Here is a 16,938-nt window from a genome sequence, read left to right on the forward strand (position 1 = left end):
TCCTCTTGGCTGCCGCGGGGCCGGGCGCGGGCGGTAGCGCGCCGGGTACGTTGATGGTTGCGCAACGGCGAGACTACCCGCTGATGGGGACGGCAACCGGTGGTGGGGGCTCGCGGGGTCGTGTGTGGTGTTGGTCTCGTGGGAGGTGGCGCGTCGGGTGTCTGGGCCGCTGCAGGATGAGGATCCCCGCCAGGTGGGGGCGTTTCGGCTGCGCGAGCGGTTGAGTGAGAGCCCGGTGGGCGTGGTGTATCTGGCCCATGATGCGGGCGGGCGCGCGGTGAGCGTGGCGGTGCTGAGTGAGGGTGCGGCCGCTGATGCGGCGGCGCGGGACCGTTTCGTCGCGGCGGTGTCGAGGGGTGTGGGGGTTGAGGGTGTGCCGCCGCGGGTGCTGGCCTCCAACACCAGGGGGGGTGCGGCGGCGTGGGTGGCCGCGGAGCACGGTGGCGGCGGTGCGGGGGCGTTCTTGGCTCCGGTGTCGGTGGGCGGGGGTGGCGGTGGCGGCGGTGCGCCGGGCTATGCGCCGTATTGGGCGGGTGCGCATGCTGGTGTGTCGTCGCGGTGGGCGTGGCCGCGCGGCGGCGCGGGCGCGGCGGCGGGCGCCGACCCCAATTCCAACCGCGGGGTGGTCATCGGTCTGCTGATGCTGCTGCTGCTGTTTCTGGCGATGCTGGTGGTGCTGTACCTGTATCTGTCGGGCCTGCACCAGGAGGCGGGTTCGCGGCCGACGGACCTGCCGAGTCCGGGGGGGAGCGGTTCGCCGTCGTCGCCGCAGCCCTCGCCGAGCGGGTCGCAGGGGCCGCAGGATGCTTCGCCCAGTCCTGATCCTGATGCCTCGCCGAGCGTGGAGCCGGGCACGCAGGTGCCGTCGGTGCCGTTGGACGAGGATGATTTCACCGATTCGCCGGTGGACCCGCGCGACCCCGACGGCCTGGCCTAAATCGTTGACGGGAACGGGAGGCTGTGGCCGCGGTTCTCCGTGCACCACCGCATGACCTGGGAAGGCTGCCGTCAGCCCCACCAGGTCCGCACGGGCCCGGCCAAGACCTGGGAACAGTCCCGGCCTTGGTGGTTGCCGGGTCGCCGCCGCCCGCGGTGGTGCGGGCCCCGGGGCCGGCGGGGTGCCGGGCGGTCCGGGTGCGCCGCGGGGCGCGCCGGGATAGGTTCGGCCTCGTTCGTGGTTGGTCTGTGGCGGTCTGTGCGGTGGGGAGCGGCGGCGATGGTGGGCGACCACCTTGGGTGGCGGTTGGCGGTGACGGCGGCGGCCGGGGTGCTGGCCGTGGCGGCGGCGGTGGCTGCGCTGGTGGTGGGGCCGTTCCCGCTGCCGCTGTGGGAGACGGTGGCCGCGTTGGCCGTGCCGCAGCGGGCGCCGGATGCGGCGCGGTTCATCGTGGCGGAGCTGCGGGTGCCGCGGCTGGTGTCGGGGGCGGGCGCGGGGGTCGCGCTGGGGGTGGCCGCGGCGCTGCTGCAGGTGGCCTGGCGCGGCCCGGTGGCCGATGTGCGGCTGTGGGGGATGGGGGGTGCGGCGATGCTGGGCGCGGTGGCGGCCGGCGCCCTGGCTTCGGCGTCGACGCCGCCGGCCGCGGTGGCCGCGCTGGTGGTGGTGGGCGCGGTGGCCGGGGCCGTGGGGGCGGGCCTGGTGGTGTGGCCGCTGCTGCGGCGTCGCGGCCGGGCCGGCGGGGGCGGGTTCGTGGTGGCGGCCGGGGTGGCGGTCGATGTGGCGTGTACGGGGGCGGCGGTGGCCGTGGCGGTGCTGAGCGTGCCGGATGCGGCGATGGTGGATGTGAGCCGGGTCGTGGTGGGGGCGACGCCGGCGGTTTCTGAGCTGGCGGTGCCGGTGGGGGGTGCGGCGCTGGTGCTGGGGGTGGCCGGTGTGGCGGTGGCGTGGCTGCTGCCGCGGCCGGCGCCGGATGCGGCGCGGGTGGTGGCCTGGGCGGTGGCCGGGCTGCTGTGCGGGGCGGCGGTGGCCGTGGCGGGGCCGGTGGCGCTGGCCGGGTTGGCTGCGGCGGGCGGCGCGTGGCTGCTGGTGGGCGAGCATCCGGGGTGGGTGGCCGCGGTGGCCGCGCCGCTGGGCGCGGCGGTGGTGCTGGCCTGCGATGTGGCGGGCCGGGTGGTGGCGCCGCCGCTGGAGGTGTCGGCGGGCTATCTGACGGGCGCGGCCGGCCTGGCCGTCGCGGTGGCGGTGGCGGCGGCCGGGCGCCGGGCGCGGGTCGCGGCGTGACCCTGCCCGCTGGGCGGGGGCGGGGACATGCGGCGGCCGCTTCGGCCCGGCGCGGCCTCGGTGCGGCTACGGTGGGGCCAGGCATCCGGATCCCGACGAGGCGAGGAGGCAGCGGCGATGGCGATTCTGGACGACGCGGCGATCAGCGCGGGCCTGGCCGACCTGCACGACTGGCGGCAGGAGCCGGGCGCCGTCCGGCGCACCGTGGAAGCGCCCGACTTCATGTCGGGGATCGCGCTGGTCAACGCGGTGGCGCGGGAGGCCGAGGAGGCCAACCACCACCCTGATGTCGACATCCGCTACACCCGCGTGACGTTCACGCTGTCCAGCCACGACGTCGGCGGCGTCACCGAACGCGACCTGGACATGGCCGCGCGCATCGACCGGCTCGCCGAACAGGGCGCCGGCTGAGGGCTTCGCCTCCGATGCCCGGGGAGTACGCGGGGGAGCCGCCGGGCGGCGGGCGCGGTCCCGCCGGAGTGCGCATGGACGAGGCCCGCAGCAGGACCGGGGGGTCGAGGAGGATTACTACAGGATTCAGCGGTAGACCCTCACCGGCTCACCGGTCGGTGGTGAGCCCGGCCAGGGCGCGGGTCTTGTCGGCGTCAGTGGGCAGGGCGTAGCGGCGGGTGGTGTTGAGGTGGGTGTGTCCCATCAGTTCGGCCACCAGCACCACATCCACCGGTGCGGCGGCCGCCTCGCCGCGGCCGCGCACGAGGTCGGTGCCGAAGGTGCGGCGCAGCACGTGCGGCCCGAAGGGTTCGCCGTCGTCGGCCGGGCCGATGCCGGCCGCGGCCCCGAGGGCGGACACGATGGTGTTGGCGGCCCGGGTGGGCAGTGCGCCGCCGCCGCGGTTGCGCACCAGCGGCCCCCGCGGTGGGGCGGCCGAGATGGAGGCGCGGGCCTGGGTGTGCAGGGGGACGGTGCGGTCCTTGCCCAGGTCGGTGGAGGCGGTGAGCTCGTCCGCCAGGTCGCCGGGAAGGTCGAGGGTGCGGCGCGGCCGCCCGAGGCGGGCCGTGTTTCCAGAAGTGGCTGAGGTGGGCTCCGCGCCCGCAGGGATCGTGTTTCCAGAAGTATGAGCCCGGTCCGCCGGGGCTCTTGGCGAGCGGAACAAGCCCCGTGCGAGGATCCCGGTGACACGGCCGTCCCGAGGACACCGATGACAGGACCGGGCCCATGAACGACGCCGAGGAACGCCCCGTGGTGGTCGACGGCGGCGACCGCTCGTGTGTGCGGCTGCTGCTCGAACTACGCGGCCGTGTGCAGGAGTTGCCGCCCGGCACGGTGGTGCACCTGATCGCCACCGATCCCGCCGCGCCTCTGGACCTGCCCGCCTGGTGCCACCTGACCGGCCACACCTACCTGGGCCCCGTCCACGGCTTCGACCGGTCCGCCTACGGGCTCCGGGTCGCGCAGGCGCCGCGCGCGACCCGGCCCGATGCCCCCTGGCACCCCGCCGTGTGAGGGCGGAGCCGGTCTCACCCGGACGCGGGCCTGGTCTGGGTGATACGCCACAGCCGCCGGGGCAGCTCGCCCTCGGTGAACGGGGCGACCTCGACCAGGTCCCAGCCCCGGGCGAGGTCGTCGACCAGGGCGCGGTCGAAGAAGTGCACGGCGAACCCGCCGTGCTCGAAGATGTCGTCGCCGTGGGAGAGGCCGGTCCCGTAGTGGGCGTCACCGGTGTGGCGCACCGTGTACACCAGCGTGCCGCCCGGGCGCAGGACCCGGCCGATCTCGCCCATGAGCGCGTGGATCTGCGTGGTGGTCAGGGCCATGCACAGCAGCATGTGCGCGAAGACCGCGTCGACGGAGTCATCCGCCAGGGGCAGGGGGGTGCGGGCGTCGTGCAGGTGCGTGTCCACGTGGTCGGCCACTTCCTGTTCCTGGGCGGTGCGGGCCAGTTGTTCCAGGGCGGTGGCGCTGAAGTCGGCGGCGTGCACCCGTAGTCCCCGGGAGGCCAGCCATAGGGCATCGCGCCCGTGCCCGGCTCCCATCTCCAGCACCGTTCGGGCACCGCGGGCGGTGAACACCTCCAGGGCGTGCCGGGCTGGGGCTGAGGGTTCGGCGCCGTACATGTGCGGGTGGCGTTCGTAGGTGTTCTGCCAGTGCTCGCGCTGGGACGCGCCCAGGCCGGTGTCCACGTCGGTCTCCTTCGGTAGGGGCGCACGGCGCCGCCGGGAACGAACAGGTGGGCCATCACACTTCCCCGCGGTCCCCTCTTGCGCATACCATCTATTCCAAAGATACATGGAACTATGGAGACGCTGGGATGAGCAAGACCGACCTGTACGACGCCATCGCCCGCACCGGCAAGGCCCTAGCCCACGGCAAGCGCCTGGAGATCGTCGAACTACTGGCCCAGGGCGAGCGACCCGTGCAGGACCTGGCCGGCGCGGTGGAGCTGAAGCTGTCCACCGCCTCGGCCCACCTGCAGGTGCTGCGCCAGGCCGGGCTGGTCACCGCCCGCAGCGAGGGCACCAGGATCTTCTACCGGCTGGCCGGTGACGACGTGGCCACCCTGATGACGGTGCTGTGCCGTGTGGCCGACACCCACCAGGCCGAGGTCGAGGCCGCCCGCCGCGCCTATCTGGACCACGACGACATCCGCCTCGTGGGGCGCGAGGAACTGCTGACCTCGGCCGCCAACGGCACCGCCCTGGTCCTGGACGTGCGCCCCAGCCAGGAGTACGAGGCCGGACACCTGCCCGGAGCGGTGTCCATCCCCCTGGAGGAGCTGGCCGAGCGCCTGGCCGAGATCCCCGCCGACACCGAGGTCGTGGCCTACTGCCGGGGCCGCTACTGCGTGCTCTCCTACGACGCCGTGCGCCTGCTGCGCGCCCACGGCCGCAACGCCGCCCTGCTGGAGGAAGGGGTCCTGGAGTGGCGCTCGGACGGGGTAGCCGTCACCGCCTGACCCCCCGCCCTCTTCGCCCTCTCTGACGACAAGGCCTCGTTTCATGACCACCACCGCCATCGCACCCCACCCCGCCCAGCGGCGCATCCTGACCGTGCTGGTCACCGCCCAGGTCCTCAGCGGCGCCGGACTGGCCGCCGGCATCACCGTCGGCGCCCTGCTGGCCCAGGACATGCTCGGCGGCGCCGGCTGGGCCGGACTGCCCAGCGCCCTGTTCACCATCGGCTCGGCCGCCGCCGCGGCCCTGATCGGACGCACCTCCCAACGCCTGGGACGGCGCACCGGCCTGGCCGCCGGATACGCCGCCGGCGCCTTGGGGGCCGTGGGCGTGGTCGCCGCGGCCGCCGCCGACAACGTCGTGCTGCTGTTCGCGTCCCTGTTCGTCTACGGGGCGGGCACCGCCACCAACCTCCAGGCCCGCTACGCCGGAGCCGACCTGGCCACCCCCCGACACCGGGGCCGGGCCCTGAGCACGGTCATGGTGGCCACCACCCTGGGCGCGGTCGTGGGCCCCAACCTGGTCACCCCCTTGGGGGACCTGGCCCGCACGGTCGGGGTGCCGGAACTGGCCGGGCCCTTCCTACTGGCGGCCCTCGCCTACGCCTCGGCCGCCCTGGTGCTGGGGCTGGCGCTGCGCCCGGACCCGCTCACCACCGCCCGCGCCCAAGCCGTGACCGAGGACACCGCCACGGACAGCCCGCAGACCGATGCCGTGGCCGCGAACACGCGGATGCTGCTGCTGGGCGCGGTCGTGATGGTCCTGGCCCAACTCGTCATGGTCGCCATCATGACCATGACCCCCATCCACATGACCCACCACGGCCACTCGGTGGGCGCGGCCGGCCTGGTCATCGCCGTGCACGTCGGCGCGATGTACCTGCCCTCCCCGCTCAGCGGCCTGCTGGCCGACCGCGCGGGCCGCCTGCCGGTGGCCGCCGCCTCGGGGGTGACGCTGCTGGCCGCCGGGCTCCTGGCCGCCCTGGCCCCGCCCCACTCGGTGGGACTGCTGGCCCTGGCGCTGGCACTGCTGGGCCTGGGGTGGAGCTTCGGGATCGTGTCGGGCACCGCGATCATCACCGACGCCGCCCCTCTGTCCACCCGCGCCCGCACCCAGGGGTTGGTGGACGTGGCCATCGCCGTGGCCGGAGCGGGCGGCGGTCTGGCCTCGGGGATGGTCGTGGCCGCCGGAAGCTATGCCCTGCTGTCGCTGATCGGCGGCCTGCTCGCTTTGGCGGTTCTGCCCGCCATCGCCTGGTCCGCACGCCTTGGGGCCGCGCCGCAAAGCTGACCGAGGCGCGGAAAGACTTCAGTGCCCAGCTCCGAGAGGCCGTTCACGGTGCCCGCACATCCCGGGCTTGACCTTCGAGTCGACTCGAAGGCCTACCGTGTGCGCATGGTGCTGATGCGGGTCTCCGAACTGGCCGAACGCTCCGGCGTGGCGGCCACCACCCTGCGCTACTACGAGGAGAGGGGTCTGCTCCCGGCGCAGCGCTCCCCGGCCGGGTACCGCCTCTACGACGAGCGCGCCCTGGACCGGCTCGCGTTCATCACCACCGCCAAACGCCTGGGCCTGGACCTGGACGAGATCGGGGAGCTGACCGCCCTGTGGGCGGCCCACCCCTGCGCGCGCATCAAGGCCGCCCTGGCCCCGCGCCTGGAGCAGCGGCTGGACCAGGCCCGCACCCGAGCCGCCGAGCTGGCAGATTTCCAGGCGCTGCTGCGCACCGCCCGCACCCGCCTGCAGCAGTTGCCCGACCGCGACGCCCCCTGCGATCCGGGCTGCGCGTTCCTGGCCGACCTGGCACCACCCGACCGCAAAGGGCACCCGCGCGCCCTGCCCATGGCCGCCACCGGCGGCGCCACCTGCCTGCTGGAGGCGGGCGAGCACGAACGCCGCCTGGACGCCTGGCGGGAGCTGCTGGCCCAGGCCGCCTCGACCCCGCGCGCCCACGGCAGCTCCTGGAGCCTGCCCCTGGACAAGGCCGGGCGCCTCGCCGAACTGGCCGCGGCCGAACAGCAGTGCTGCGCCTTCCTGGACCTGCGCATCGACTTCACCCCCCAACGGGTGCACCTGCACGTGGGCGTCCACCCCGACCACCGCCCCGACCCCGACTCCCCGGCCGGGCAGGCCGCCCGCCTGCTGGGCGCCCTCGACCCCGTCAAGGAGAACTGACCCGATGCCGCTGGCCGAACGCCTCCAGAGCCTGTTCGTGGCCCTGGCCGCCCTGGCAGGTCTGGCCGCAGGCCTGCTGCTGCCGATCGGTCCGGCGGCCGAGCACATGGTGCTGCCCGCCCTGCTGGTGATGCTCACCGCCGTGTTCGTGCAGATGGACGCCGCCCACGTCGGCGAAGTACGCCGCGCCAAAACCCTGGTGGCCACCAGCCTGGTCCTCAACTTCGCCTTCACCCCGGCCCTGGCCTGGGCGCTGGGCGCCGGCCTGCTGGGCGGGGAGCCGGACCTGCGCATCGGCCTGCTCCTGCTCCTGGTCACCCCGTGCACCGACTGGTACCTGGTCTTCACCGCCATGGCGCGCGGGCACACCGGCATCGCCGCCGCCCTGCTGCCGGTCAACCTCATCCTCCAGCTCGTCCTGCTGCCGGTGTACGTGCTGCTGCTGGGCGGCCAAGCCGCCATGGTCGACGCCGGCACCCTGGCCGAGTCGGTCCTGCTCGTCCTCGTCGTCCCGCTGGCCCTGGCGATGGTGCTGCGCTGGGCCTCGCACCGGTTCCAAGGCCCCGCCTGGCGCGAGCACCACGTCACCGGCCCGGCCTCGCGCCTGGTCCTGCCGCTGCTGTACGCGGCGGTGTTCGCGATGTTCGCCTGGCAGGCCCGCACCGTCCTGGACCACGGCACCGACCTGCTCGCCCTGCTGCTCCCATTGGCGGTCTTCTTCACCGCACTGCCCCTGATCGCCACCGGCCTGTCCCGGGCGCTGCGCCTGCCCGCGGACCACAGGGTCACGCTGACCCATGACCACCACGGCCCGCAACTCGCCCATCGCGCTGGCGATCGCGGTCGCGGCCTTCCCCGACCGCCCCCTGATCGCGGTCGCCCTCGTGGTGGGCCCGCTGGTGGAGCTGCCGGTGCTGGCCCTGCTCGCCCAACTGGTGCGGGTGCGCTCACCACGGGTGACTTCCTCCACCTCGCGGTGAGCACACCGGCGACTGGGGCTACTCGTGCTGATCCGGGTCGCGCAGAGGCCGTAGGTCTTCGACGGCGGGGTCGGTGCGGGACTCCGCGGCCTTTCGCGGCGGGCGGCCCGTCAGCGACCTAGCGCCCCCGGCGCAGCCGGACCCGCTGGATCTTGCCGCTGGGGGTCTTGGGCAGCCGGGCGACAAAGGTGATGCGCCGGGGGTAGGCGTGCGCGGCGAAACGCGCCTTGACCGTCTTCTTCAGCTCCTCGGCCAGCTCCTCTGAGGCCGCCACCCCCTCGTGCAGCACCACGTTGGCCGCCACGATCTGCCCGCGCAGCTCATCGGGCACCCCGTAGACAGCGGTCTCGGCCACCGCCGGATGCTGCAGCAGCGCCGATTCGACGTCGAAGGGCCCGATCCGGTAGCCCGCCGTCACGATCACGTCGTCGTCGCGGGAGGAGAAGAACAGGTGGCCTTGGGCGTCGCGGCTGCCGGTGTCACCGGTCAGGTACCACCGTCGGTCCGGGCTGAACCGGCCCGCCGCCACCGCCGGGTCGTTGCGGTAGCCGGTGAACCACATGGCGGGGCTGGCGGCGACGTCGACGGCGACCCGCCCGAACGCGCCCGCGGGCGCCTCGGTGTCCTCCAGCGGCTCCAGCACCCTCACCTCGAACCCCGGCAGGCCGGTGCCCATGGACGCCGGTTTCAGCCCCGCCGCCGCATCGGGGTGGTTGTGGTTGCCCGCGCACATGCCCAGCTCGGTCTGGCCGTAGTGGTCGTGGACGGCCACGCCGAAGACGTCGCGGGCCCAGTCGACGACGTCGGGGTTGAGCGGCTCGCCCGCGCTGGAGAGGCGGCGCACCGCGATCTCGGGCGGCAGCGTCTTCAGCGTCGAACGCAGCGACCGGTAGACGGTGGGGGCCGCGGCGAAGTTGGTGACGCCGAAGGTCTCCAGCACGTCCAGGGTGAGCTCCGGGTCGAACCCGGCGCGCAGCTGCAGGGTGGCGTGGCCGGCCAGCAGCGGACCCACCAGCCCGTGGTACAGGCCATAGGCCCAGCCCGGGTCCGCGGCGTTCCAGAACACGTCGCCGCCGGTGACGTCGAGACCGTAGTGGTGGTAGGAGTGGAAGGCCGCCAGGGCGCGCACGGGCACCTGCACGCCCTTGGGCGGGCCGGTGGTGCCGGAGGTGTAGAGCAGGATGAACGGGGCGCCGCCGCCCACGGCCGCCGCCTCTTCGCCCTCGCCGGCCCCTTCGGCCTCGGCCAGCGCGGTCAGGGTGGTCTCGCCCGGGCGGGCCGGAGCGGGGCCGGTGGTCACGACCCGCCACGGCGCGTCGGCCGCGATGTCGGGGCCGGCGTCGAGCTTGGGCCGCTGGTCGTCGTCGCACACCACGACCCGCGCGGCAGAGTCGCCCAGGCGCAGCGCGATCGCGGAGGGGGCGAACGCGGTGAACAGGGGGACCTGGACCGCGCCCAGCCGCCAGATCGCCAGTACGGCCACGGCCAGGTCGCAGCCCTTGCCCATCAGGGTCGCCACGTGGTCGCCGGGCCCCACCCCCATCCGGGCCAGGCCGGCGGCCACCGCGCGGGAGCGGCGCGCCAGTTCGGCGTAGGTGAGATGGCGCGCCGACAGGTCGGCGCCGACCTCGGTCACGGCGACGCCGGCGCCGTCGTGGCGGTCGCACAGCAGGTGGGCCACTGACGCGTCCGGCGTGTCGTATTCGGCCAGCCAGTCGCGTACCTGCTGTGCCGGGTCGGCCATCGGTGCGTGTCCCCTTTCGGCGCGGGGCGGTTCGGCGTCGCCCACAGCTTATGCGGCGCCGGTGAGGCCGATCTCACCGGCGCCGCGGCCCCGCGGCGCGGACGGCGGGGGAGCCGCAGCGGGGAAAAAGGGGGTGGCCGGGGCCGGGCGGGCAGGCCACGATAGGCCGCATGGAAACCGACACCGCGATCACCGCCCGACGCCTGGGGCTGGACGAGGGCCTGCTGCCGTGGCTGGAGGAACTGCGGGAACCGGACCCGGTGGAAGGGGGAGTGCCGCTGGGCGGGCGCGCCGGCGCCGATGCGGCCCTGGCCCCTTTCGCGCTGGAGCCGCGCGACCACGCCGAACTGGTGGAGCTGTGGCCTGATGAGACGTGGCCGCCGCAGGCCCGGTGGCTGCTGGAGCGCATGTATGCGCGCATCGCCGCCGACGCGGGCACCCAGGGGTGGCGGGACTGGCCCGCGCTGACCGAGGCCGCCGATGCGCGGGTGCGCTGCGCGGCGGTGTTCGCCTTCGCCGCGGCCACGCCGGCGCTGCGGGCCCACCACGCCCGCCACGGCGTGCCGGCCGAGGTCAGCGCGGCCACCCTCAGCGACGTGGGCCGCCACGTCGCCAAGACCCGGGTGATGTTCGGACGCATCGGGCTGGAGGTCGCCGCCTGGATCGCGCTGCACTACCGCCACGGCCTCTATGAGCTGGGCCGGCTGCAGTACGAGACGTCCCGGCTGGGCCCTGAGGGCGCCGTCACCTGGTATGACCCCGGCGAGCAGGCGCGGCTGCCCGCCGACTTGGGCGCCGGATCGCCGGCGCTGCGCCTGCACATCCCCCAGTCCGGCCCGCTGGATCCCGCGGCGGTGCAGGCGTCGCTGGAGCGGGCGCGCGGCTTCTTCGCCGACTGCTTCGGCGCCGACTACCCGGTGGCGACCTGCACCTCCTGGCTGCTGGACCCCCAGCTCGCCCGGTACCTGCCCGCCACCTCCAACATCATCGCCTTCCAGCGCCGCTTCGAACTCCTGGCCACCCCCAAACCCGGTGACGGCGACGTCTTCCGGTTCGTCTTCCGCCACCCCCGCGTCGCCCCCGACGAGGTGCCCTACGGCAGCCGCCTGGAACGCGCCGTCGTCGACCACCTGCGCGCCGGCGGGCACTGGCAGGTCCGCACCGGCTGGCTGCGCCTGCCCTGAACCCGGCGCCGCGCCCCTCGCGGAAACAGGGAGGAGCCGGTTGACGGTGCCGCGGCCCGGCTGAAGACTGCCGGCATGGAAGCGACCTTCCGCCTGGCCCGCCTGGTCCCGTTCCCGCCCGTGTACGCCAGCGTCACCGTGCGGGTGGTCCCGGCCGACGGCGACGAGGTGGAGGTCGGCGACGAGGCGTTCGCGTGGCGGCTGGAGGCCTACGGGCCGCACGCCTGCTACGGCGCCCCCTACGACGCCGACCTGATCGCCGAGGCCGAGGAAGGCGCGCACTACGCGCTCGCCCGCCTGCCCGCCGGTGTCGGCCCCGTGCGCGTCCAGGTGGTCGACGTCCGCGAACGCCCGGTCGACACCGGGCCCGGTCAGGTGAAGTTCGCCGCCGCCCACGCGGTCTGGCGGGCTCTGGGCCACGAGCCCGCCGACCCGCCCACCGTCACCGCCGGCGGCGAGGTCGTCTTCCCCTGACCGCGCGCGGCGGGCGCGCCGCGCCTGTGCGGCCGCTGCGCGCCCCCTCCGCCCTGCGCCGACCGGCCTTGAGGACCGCGCCGGCCCATCGGCTTCCCGGTTCCGTGAACCGCGGCCCCGGGGGGAGTAGGGGCCGGATGCGCGGCCCGGCCCCTTCGCCCCCGCAGCGCCGGGGGAGAGGGCGCCCGATGCGCCGCGACGCCGGTCACACGGGCCGGTGCGGCCTTGCCAACGACCTGTGGGCGCTGGTAGGGCTGAACCGCAAACCCCTTAGTTTCGCTAACGAACACATCCAGGGTGCCCCCACACCCCCGCGCACGAGAAAGCGAAGGCCAAAAACGGTGGGCTGGTTCGTCCGCATCATCATCCACGGCACCCTCTTCCACGGCGCCCTGTCCACCCTGCGCCCCGTCATCTCCTACCGCGCCCTCGAAATGGGGCTCGCCCCCGGCTGGCTCGGCGTCTTCAGCGCCGCCCTGTCCCTCGTCCCCCTCTTCGTCGCCATCCCCATCGGCCGCTGGGTCGACCTCCACGACGAACGCCCCGTCTACCTCGCCGGCAGCGCCTTCCTCACCGCATCGGCCTTCGGCCTCACCTACGCCTACAGCACCTGGGCCATCATCGTCTGCTCCATCGGCGCCGGCATCGGCCTCATCCTCGCCATGGTCGCCGCCCAGGCCATGGTCGCCAACCGCTCACCGCGCGCCAGCTTCGACACCCGCTTCGGCATGTTCGCCCTCGCCGGATCCGCCGGCCAGCTCCTGGGCCCCCTGGCGCTGTCGGCCCTGGCCGCCACCGACCCCGCCACCCTCACCGTCCCCGCCTTCATCGGCACCGGCATCGCCGCCACCGGATCCCTCATCGCCCTCATCGGCATGCCGGCCCCCCAGCCCCGCCCCCAGCGCAGCGGAGGCACCCCCGCACCCGGCCGGCACCGCCCCGTCGACGTCCTGCGCGCCCCCGGCGTCACCCCCGCCATCGCCTCCAGCCTCATCGTGCTCGCCAGCATCGACATGATCATCGTCTACCTGCCGGCGCTGGGGGAGGAGCGCGGCATCGGCGCCACCACCGTCAGCCTCCTGCTCGCCGTGCGCGCCGCCGCATCCGTCGTCTCCCGCGCCTTCCTCGGCATCGCCGTCGCCCGCAGGGGCCGCCACAGCGTCCTGGTCACCAGCCTCGCCGTCTCCGCGGTCTCCGTGGCCGTCCTCACCGCGCCGCTGTCCCCGTGGGCCCTGGCCATCGCCCTGGCCGTGGCCGGCCTCGGACTGGGCATCGGCCAGCCCCTCACCATGGCCTGGGTCGCCGACGCGGCCGCCCCCGAAGCCCGCGGCACCGCGATGGCCCTGCGCATGTCCGGCAACCAGCTCGGCCAGACCACCCTGCCGCTGCTCGCCGGGGCGCTGGCCGGCGGCATCGGCGTGGCCGCCGTCTTCGCCACCTTCGGAGCCGGGCTCGCCGCCATCGCCGCGTCCCTGCGGCGCAGGCGCTGAAACCCCGGCCTTCACCCCGCGCCGCGCCGGGCGGCGCCTAAGCCGGCGCCGCCCGCGAAGCATCCCGCGGCGCCGCCAGCCCCAGCGCCCCCAGCAGCGCCTCCATCTTCGCCCGCTCGTGCTCGATCACCGGCACGTACTCGCACACCCCCACGCCCACCACCTCGTGGTGGGCCGAGATCGCCGCCAGCGCCGCCGCCACCGAATCCACCAGCGGCCCCTGCGGTGTCGGACACGCCACCGCCGGCAGGTCCACCGGATCGCACACGTCCACGTCCAGGTGCACATAGGCCGGCGTGCCCGGCGCACGGCCCGCGACCACCCTGTCGGGGTCGGTGATCACCTCCACCGGATCCACCCAGGCCATGCCGGCGGCGCGCATGAACTCCAACTCGCCGCGGTCCAGATCCCGCGCACCCACCAGCGTCACCCGCGACGCCGCCACCCGCGCACCCGCCGCGCCCAGCAACCGCCCGTGCCCCTCGCCCAGCAGCAGCCGCAGGCCCATCCCGTGGGCCTTGCCGCTGGGGGAGGAGGCCGGGGTGTTGAGGTCGGCGTGGGCGTCCACCCAGTACACCACCAGGTCCGGGTAGCGCCCCGCCAGATGCTCGGCCACCGCGACATCGGAGACGCAGTCACCGCCCAGGGTCAGCGCCCGCGCCGGGTCGCGCCGCGCCAGCCGCTCGCGCAACCCGCGCACCGTGGAGGCCACCACGTCCAGGTTGCGGACACCGTCGACCACGTCACGCGCCCCGTCCGAAACCGACACGTGCAGCCGGCTTCCGCCCGAGGGAACCAACCGGGCCAGAGCCGCAGCGCCCGCCGCCACCCGCACGTCGTCGCCGCCCTGCCACAGCGGCACCACCAGGTCAACGTCACGCTGCCACATCATGGCCACACAGTAGGCCCGGCCGCGCCCCGGCGCACCCCGAACCCGGCAAAACCCCCGCGACCGGCAGCGGCCACCCGCGCGGGTAAACCACCCGGCCCGTATCACCGCGGCCCACGCCGCCGGGCGCGTCCGATGAGCGGCCGGCGGCGTGGGCCGCGGGCGGCCGCATCGGCGCCGCACGGGCCCCTTCGCGGGCGCTGCGGCTGAATCGATCGGGTCCGCGGACTCGCCGCACCTGCCGAGGCGGGTCCGCACCGACGCCCGGGACGGTGCGGCGCCGTGCGCGGCCGGCCGGGTCTTCGCCTGAAGGCCGCGGCAGCCCCTTCTCGGCGCCCCTCATAAGTCGCCGATAATGAATATTATGTCAAGTAAGCGGTTTTCCGGGCTCCTCCGAGAGGGGTTTGCGCGCCCCGCCGCAGCGCCGAAGGCGGCGCGGTGATCCGTCCGGCGCATCGGCGCTGCGGCCCGGCTCGGACATCCGGGCGCGATGGCGGCCGCACCCGGAGAACCCGAACCGCCGACCCGGACGGCGACGGCATCCGGCGGCCGACCAGCCGGACGTCGGGCCCGCGAACGCAAAGCCGAGGAATTCGCCTGGAGCCGCACGTTTCGTCCGGCCGGTCGCCTCAGTGGATCCCTCGTCCCGGCCGCCGAAGAAGCCTCCGCCGTCCGGGGTTTCTGCGGGCGTGTCCCGGGCGGCACCTTCCCGCCGGGTCGGCGGCCGCGTCGGACCCTCCCCGATGATCATGAAGGGCCGATGTGGCGGAGCAGGCGTTCCCGGTCCCCGCCGCGGCCGCCGACGGGAGGTTCGGCGCGGCGGGGACCGGATCTCCATCCATGTTTGATGCATAAAGTGCGTTATGCATCATTCGTAGATGATTGCGGCGAATGCCGGATTCTCCGGCCGGGATCCGCCCTCCGGATCCCGGCCGCAGCCTTCCTCCGGGGACGGACGGGCCGCCCCCCGCCCGTCCCCGCTGCGCCGCGGCCCACAGGGTCCCCGCCCCGGCGCCGCGTCTCAGCCGGCGGTGAGGACGGTCCTGCCCGGGACGTGGCTCCCCTCTCCCCCGCCCGCTGCGCCGCGGCGGCCTCGGCGAGCCGATGCGGTGCAGCGGGCGGCATCGTCGTCGCTGTCCTTCCGATCGGTGCGGTGAGCGTTCCGGTCGGTCCGCTGGGGGCGCGGTGCACGGGTGGCCGGTGCTCCCCCGCCCCGCTGCCGTGCGGCTTCGCGGCGGCACCGCCGTCGGCGGGCGGTGGCGCGGTGGCGCGGGCTGGGCGACCTGGGGTGATGGGACGCGCGAGCCGTGCGATGCGTTGACCGCGCGGGTGGGTGCGGGGCAGGATCGTCCACAAGCGGCCAGAACTCGGTGAACACCCTGTGTTCATGGAAGCGGCGGGGGATCCTCATAGATGTGTCGAACAGTGCCAGTCCAGCCCCCGACAGCGGTCCCGCCGAAGAGACCCGTCCGCATCATGCGGGCGCGCCCGGCGGTTCGGCGAGCGTGACCGGGACCGTGCCGGCCGCGCCTGGAGATCCCGGCGCCCCTGGGCCCTTGCCCCGCTCCCCCGGCGCCGCCGGTGCCCGGGCCTGGGGTGCCGACCGCCTCATCGGCGTCGACGTGGCCCGCGGGCTGGCCGTGCTGGGCATGTTCGTGGTGCACGTGGGCGTCGGCTGGAGTCTGGCCGATGGCTCCAACGCCCTCTACCCCGTTGCGGCCGGGCGTTCGGCCGCGCTGTTCGCGCTGCTGGCCGGGGTTTCGATCGCGCTGCTGTCGGGCGGGTCTCGGCCCAGGAGCGGCAAGGAGATGGGGGTCGCGCTGTGGCGGGTGGTGATCCGGGGTCTGATCATGCTGCCGGTGGGCACCGCGCTGACGATGATGGGCACGCCGGTCTCGGTGATCCTGGCCTACTATGCGGTGTTCTTCGTGCTGGCCGCCCCGCTGCTGGACGAGCGGTGGAAGGTGGTGGCCGGGACCGCGGCGGTGCTGGGGGTGGCCGGGCCGCTCGCGTCGTTCTACCTGCGCGGCCTGATGGTGCGGGGCGGGCCGCTGGAGGGTCCGGTGCAGGCCGTCGACTCCTATGACCCCTTCGCCGTCTATGCGGGCGACGGGGTGGTGAACTTCCTGGTCACCGGCTCCTATCCGGCGATCACCTGGATGCCGTTCGTGTTGGCGGGGCTGGCGATCGGGCGGCTGGACCTGCGTTCGGTGCGGGTGCGCTGGGCGCTGGTGGGCGTGGGTTCGGGCTTGGCCGTGCTGGCCTACGGCACCTCCTGGGTGGCGCTGTACGTCCTGGGCGGGGCGCAGCGCCTCGCCGCGGCCACCGACCGGGCGACGGGGGCGCCTTATGGGGCCGAGGGGGTCGACGCGGCGCTGTATGAGGGGTTCGGCGGGGCGGTGCCCACCTCCGACTGGGCGTGGCTGCTGAGTGCGGCTCCGCACAGCGGTACCCCGCTGGAGGTCTATGGTGCGGGCGGGGTCGCCATCGCGGTGCTGGGGGTGTGCCTGCTGGTGTCGCAGTACCTGCGGTGGGTGGTGTATCCGCTGGCCGCGGTGGGTGCGCTGGCGTTGACGACCTATGTGGGCCACATTCTGCTGATCTGGGTGGCCGAGCAGGGGCTGCTGGAGGGCACGCCGTTGGTCTTCGTCACCGACCAGTTGGCCTATTCGGTGCTGGTGGGGTCGGTGCTGGCGGCGACGGTGTGGCGGCTGCTGGTGCGGCGGGGGCCGCTGGAGTGGCCGTTGCACGCGGTGTCGATGTGGGCGGCCAAGCGCATTCCCTGAGGCCGCGGGTCTGGAAGGGGCGGGGCGCGGCGCGTCCCGCTTTTTTCGCGGCCTCGTCCGGGGCGGGGGCGGTGCCGGTGTGCCGC

Annotated in this window: 15 protein-coding genes and 1 pseudogene; 12 read left to right on the top strand and 4 right to left on the bottom strand. The window is 74.8% G+C overall.

What is annotated here, in order from left to right:
- Positions 1-157: 157 nt before the first annotated feature.
- The 3 genes from HDA32_RS12320 to HDA32_RS12330 all read left to right on the top strand — a co-directional run bounded on the left by HDA32_RS12320 (position 158) and on the right by HDA32_RS12330 (position 2,629).
- Positions 158-937: a hypothetical protein gene (locus tag HDA32_RS12320; RefSeq protein WP_218883485.1), complete on the top strand. Its 780-nt coding sequence runs from the start codon at positions 158-160 to the stop codon at positions 935-937.
- Positions 938-1,216: 279 nt separating this feature from the next.
- Positions 1,217-2,218, top strand: a complete 1,002-nt coding sequence (locus HDA32_RS12325; RefSeq protein WP_179643321.1) for an iron chelate uptake ABC transporter family permease subunit — start codon at positions 1,217-1,219, stop codon at positions 2,216-2,218.
- A gap of 117 nt (positions 2,219-2,335) precedes the next feature.
- Complete coding sequence (locus HDA32_RS12330; protein WP_179643322.1) at positions 2,336-2,629, top strand: 4a-hydroxytetrahydrobiopterin dehydratase; 294 nt, start codon at positions 2,336-2,338, stop codon at positions 2,627-2,629.
- A 148-nt stretch (positions 2,630-2,777) separates the two neighbouring features.
- Here HDA32_RS12330 and HDA32_RS30615 read toward each other — a convergent pair whose 3' ends face one another.
- Positions 2,778-3,332, bottom strand: a complete 555-nt coding sequence (locus tag HDA32_RS30615; RefSeq protein WP_246334310.1) for a tyrosine-type recombinase/integrase — start codon at positions 3,330-3,332, stop codon at positions 2,778-2,780.
- Positions 3,333-3,394: 62 nt separating this feature from the next.
- Here HDA32_RS30615 and HDA32_RS12340 point away from each other — a divergent pair, with 62 nt between their 5' ends.
- Positions 3,395-3,682 (top strand): sulfurtransferase TusA family protein, encoded by a 288-nt coding sequence (locus tag HDA32_RS12340; RefSeq protein ID WP_179643323.1) that lies wholly within the window; start codon positions 3,395-3,397, stop codon positions 3,680-3,682.
- Between the two features lie 14 nt (positions 3,683-3,696).
- On the opposite strand, the gene HDA32_RS12345 is transcribed toward HDA32_RS12340, so the two are convergent.
- A complete protein-coding gene (locus HDA32_RS12345; protein WP_312863155.1) occupies positions 3,697-4,359 on the bottom strand; it encodes a class I SAM-dependent methyltransferase in 663 nt (220 codons plus the stop codon).
- A gap of 128 nt (positions 4,360-4,487) precedes the next feature.
- Here HDA32_RS12345 and HDA32_RS12350 point away from each other — a divergent pair, with 128 nt between their 5' ends.
- The 4 genes and pseudogenes from HDA32_RS12350 to HDA32_RS12365 all read left to right on the top strand — a co-directional run bounded on the left by HDA32_RS12350 (position 4,488) and on the right by HDA32_RS12365 (position 8,285).
- Positions 4,488-5,132, top strand: a complete 645-nt coding sequence (locus HDA32_RS12350; protein ID WP_179643325.1) for an ArsR/SmtB family transcription factor — start codon at positions 4,488-4,490, stop codon at positions 5,130-5,132.
- Between the two features lie 43 nt (positions 5,133-5,175).
- The gene (locus HDA32_RS12355; RefSeq protein WP_179643326.1) at positions 5,176-6,420 is read left to right on the top strand and encodes an MFS transporter; all 1,245 of its coding nucleotides are present in this window, start codon (positions 5,176-5,178) and stop codon (positions 6,418-6,420) included.
- Positions 6,421-6,525: 105 nt separating this feature from the next.
- Positions 6,526-7,305, top strand: coding sequence for a MerR family transcriptional regulator (locus HDA32_RS12360; RefSeq protein ID WP_179643327.1), 780 nt, complete (start codon positions 6,526-6,528; stop codon positions 7,303-7,305).
- 4 nt (positions 7,306-7,309) lie between these two features.
- Positions 7,310-8,285, top strand: a pseudogene (locus tag HDA32_RS12365) (arsenic resistance protein).
- A gap of 118 nt (positions 8,286-8,403) precedes the next feature.
- Here the strand turns inward: HDA32_RS12365 and HDA32_RS12370 are convergent.
- A complete protein-coding gene (locus HDA32_RS12370) occupies positions 8,404-10,029 on the bottom strand; it encodes an AMP-binding protein (RefSeq protein ID WP_179643328.1) in 1,626 nt (541 codons plus the stop codon).
- 170 nt (positions 10,030-10,199) lie between these two features.
- On the opposite strand from HDA32_RS12370, the gene HDA32_RS12375 reads away from it, so the two are divergent.
- The 3 genes from HDA32_RS12375 (at position 10,200) to HDA32_RS12385 (ending at position 13,177) form a co-directional block, all read left to right on the top strand.
- The gene (locus HDA32_RS12375) at positions 10,200-11,213 is read left to right on the top strand and encodes an acyltransferase domain-containing protein (RefSeq protein ID WP_179643329.1); all 1,014 of its coding nucleotides are present in this window, start codon (positions 10,200-10,202) and stop codon (positions 11,211-11,213) included.
- Positions 11,214-11,288: 75 nt separating this feature from the next.
- Positions 11,289-11,687: a hypothetical protein gene (locus HDA32_RS12380; protein WP_179643330.1), complete on the top strand. Its 399-nt coding sequence runs from the start codon at positions 11,289-11,291 to the stop codon at positions 11,685-11,687.
- A gap of 341 nt (positions 11,688-12,028) precedes the next feature.
- Complete coding sequence (locus HDA32_RS12385; RefSeq protein ID WP_179643331.1) at positions 12,029-13,177, top strand: MFS transporter; 1,149 nt, start codon at positions 12,029-12,031, stop codon at positions 13,175-13,177.
- Between the two features lie 37 nt (positions 13,178-13,214).
- Here the strand turns inward: HDA32_RS12385 and HDA32_RS12390 are convergent, their stop codons facing one another.
- Positions 13,215-14,069 (bottom strand): arginase family protein, encoded by an 855-nt coding sequence (locus HDA32_RS12390; protein ID WP_179643332.1) that lies wholly within the window; start codon positions 14,067-14,069, stop codon positions 13,215-13,217.
- A gap of 1,553 nt (positions 14,070-15,622) precedes the next feature.
- Between HDA32_RS12390 and HDA32_RS12395 the strand changes: the two genes are divergently transcribed.
- The gene (locus HDA32_RS12395) at positions 15,623-16,852 is read left to right on the top strand and encodes a DUF418 domain-containing protein (protein WP_246334312.1); all 1,230 of its coding nucleotides are present in this window, start codon (positions 15,623-15,625) and stop codon (positions 16,850-16,852) included.
- Positions 16,853-16,938: the final 86 nt, after the last annotated feature.

It is taken from the genome of Spinactinospora alkalitolerans, from assembly GCF_013408795.1.
Lineage (GTDB): Bacteria > Actinomycetota > Actinomycetes > Streptosporangiales > Streptosporangiaceae > Spinactinospora > Spinactinospora alkalitolerans.

Bases quoted from the DNA above. Each gene is read 5' to 3' on its own strand.
- HDA32_RS12325 (WP_179643321.1), top strand. From the start codon at position 1,217: ATGGTGGGCGACCACCTTGGGTGGCGGTTGGCGGTGACGGCGGCGGCC.
- HDA32_RS12330 (WP_179643322.1), top strand. From the start codon at position 2,336: ATGGCGATTCTGGACGACGCGGCGATCAGCGCGGGCCTGGCCGACCTG.
- HDA32_RS12340 (WP_179643323.1), top strand. From the start codon at position 3,395: ATGAACGACGCCGAGGAACGCCCCGTGGTGGTCGACGGCGGCGACCGC.
- HDA32_RS12350 (WP_179643325.1), top strand. From the start codon at position 4,488: ATGAGCAAGACCGACCTGTACGACGCCATCGCCCGCACCGGCAAGGCC.
- HDA32_RS12355 (WP_179643326.1), top strand. From the start codon at position 5,176: ATGACCACCACCGCCATCGCACCCCACCCCGCCCAGCGGCGCATCCTG.
- HDA32_RS12360 (WP_179643327.1), top strand. From the start codon at position 6,526: ATGGTGCTGATGCGGGTCTCCGAACTGGCCGAACGCTCCGGCGTGGCG.
- HDA32_RS12370 (WP_179643328.1), bottom strand. From the start codon at position 10,029: ATGGCCGACCCGGCACAGCAGGTACGCGACTGGCTGGCCGAATACGAC.
- HDA32_RS12375 (WP_179643329.1), top strand. From the start codon at position 10,200: ATGGAAACCGACACCGCGATCACCGCCCGACGCCTGGGGCTGGACGAG.
- HDA32_RS12380 (WP_179643330.1), top strand. From the start codon at position 11,289: ATGGAAGCGACCTTCCGCCTGGCCCGCCTGGTCCCGTTCCCGCCCGTG.
- HDA32_RS12390 (WP_179643332.1), bottom strand. From the start codon at position 14,069: ATGATGTGGCAGCGTGACGTTGACCTGGTGGTGCCGCTGTGGCAGGGC.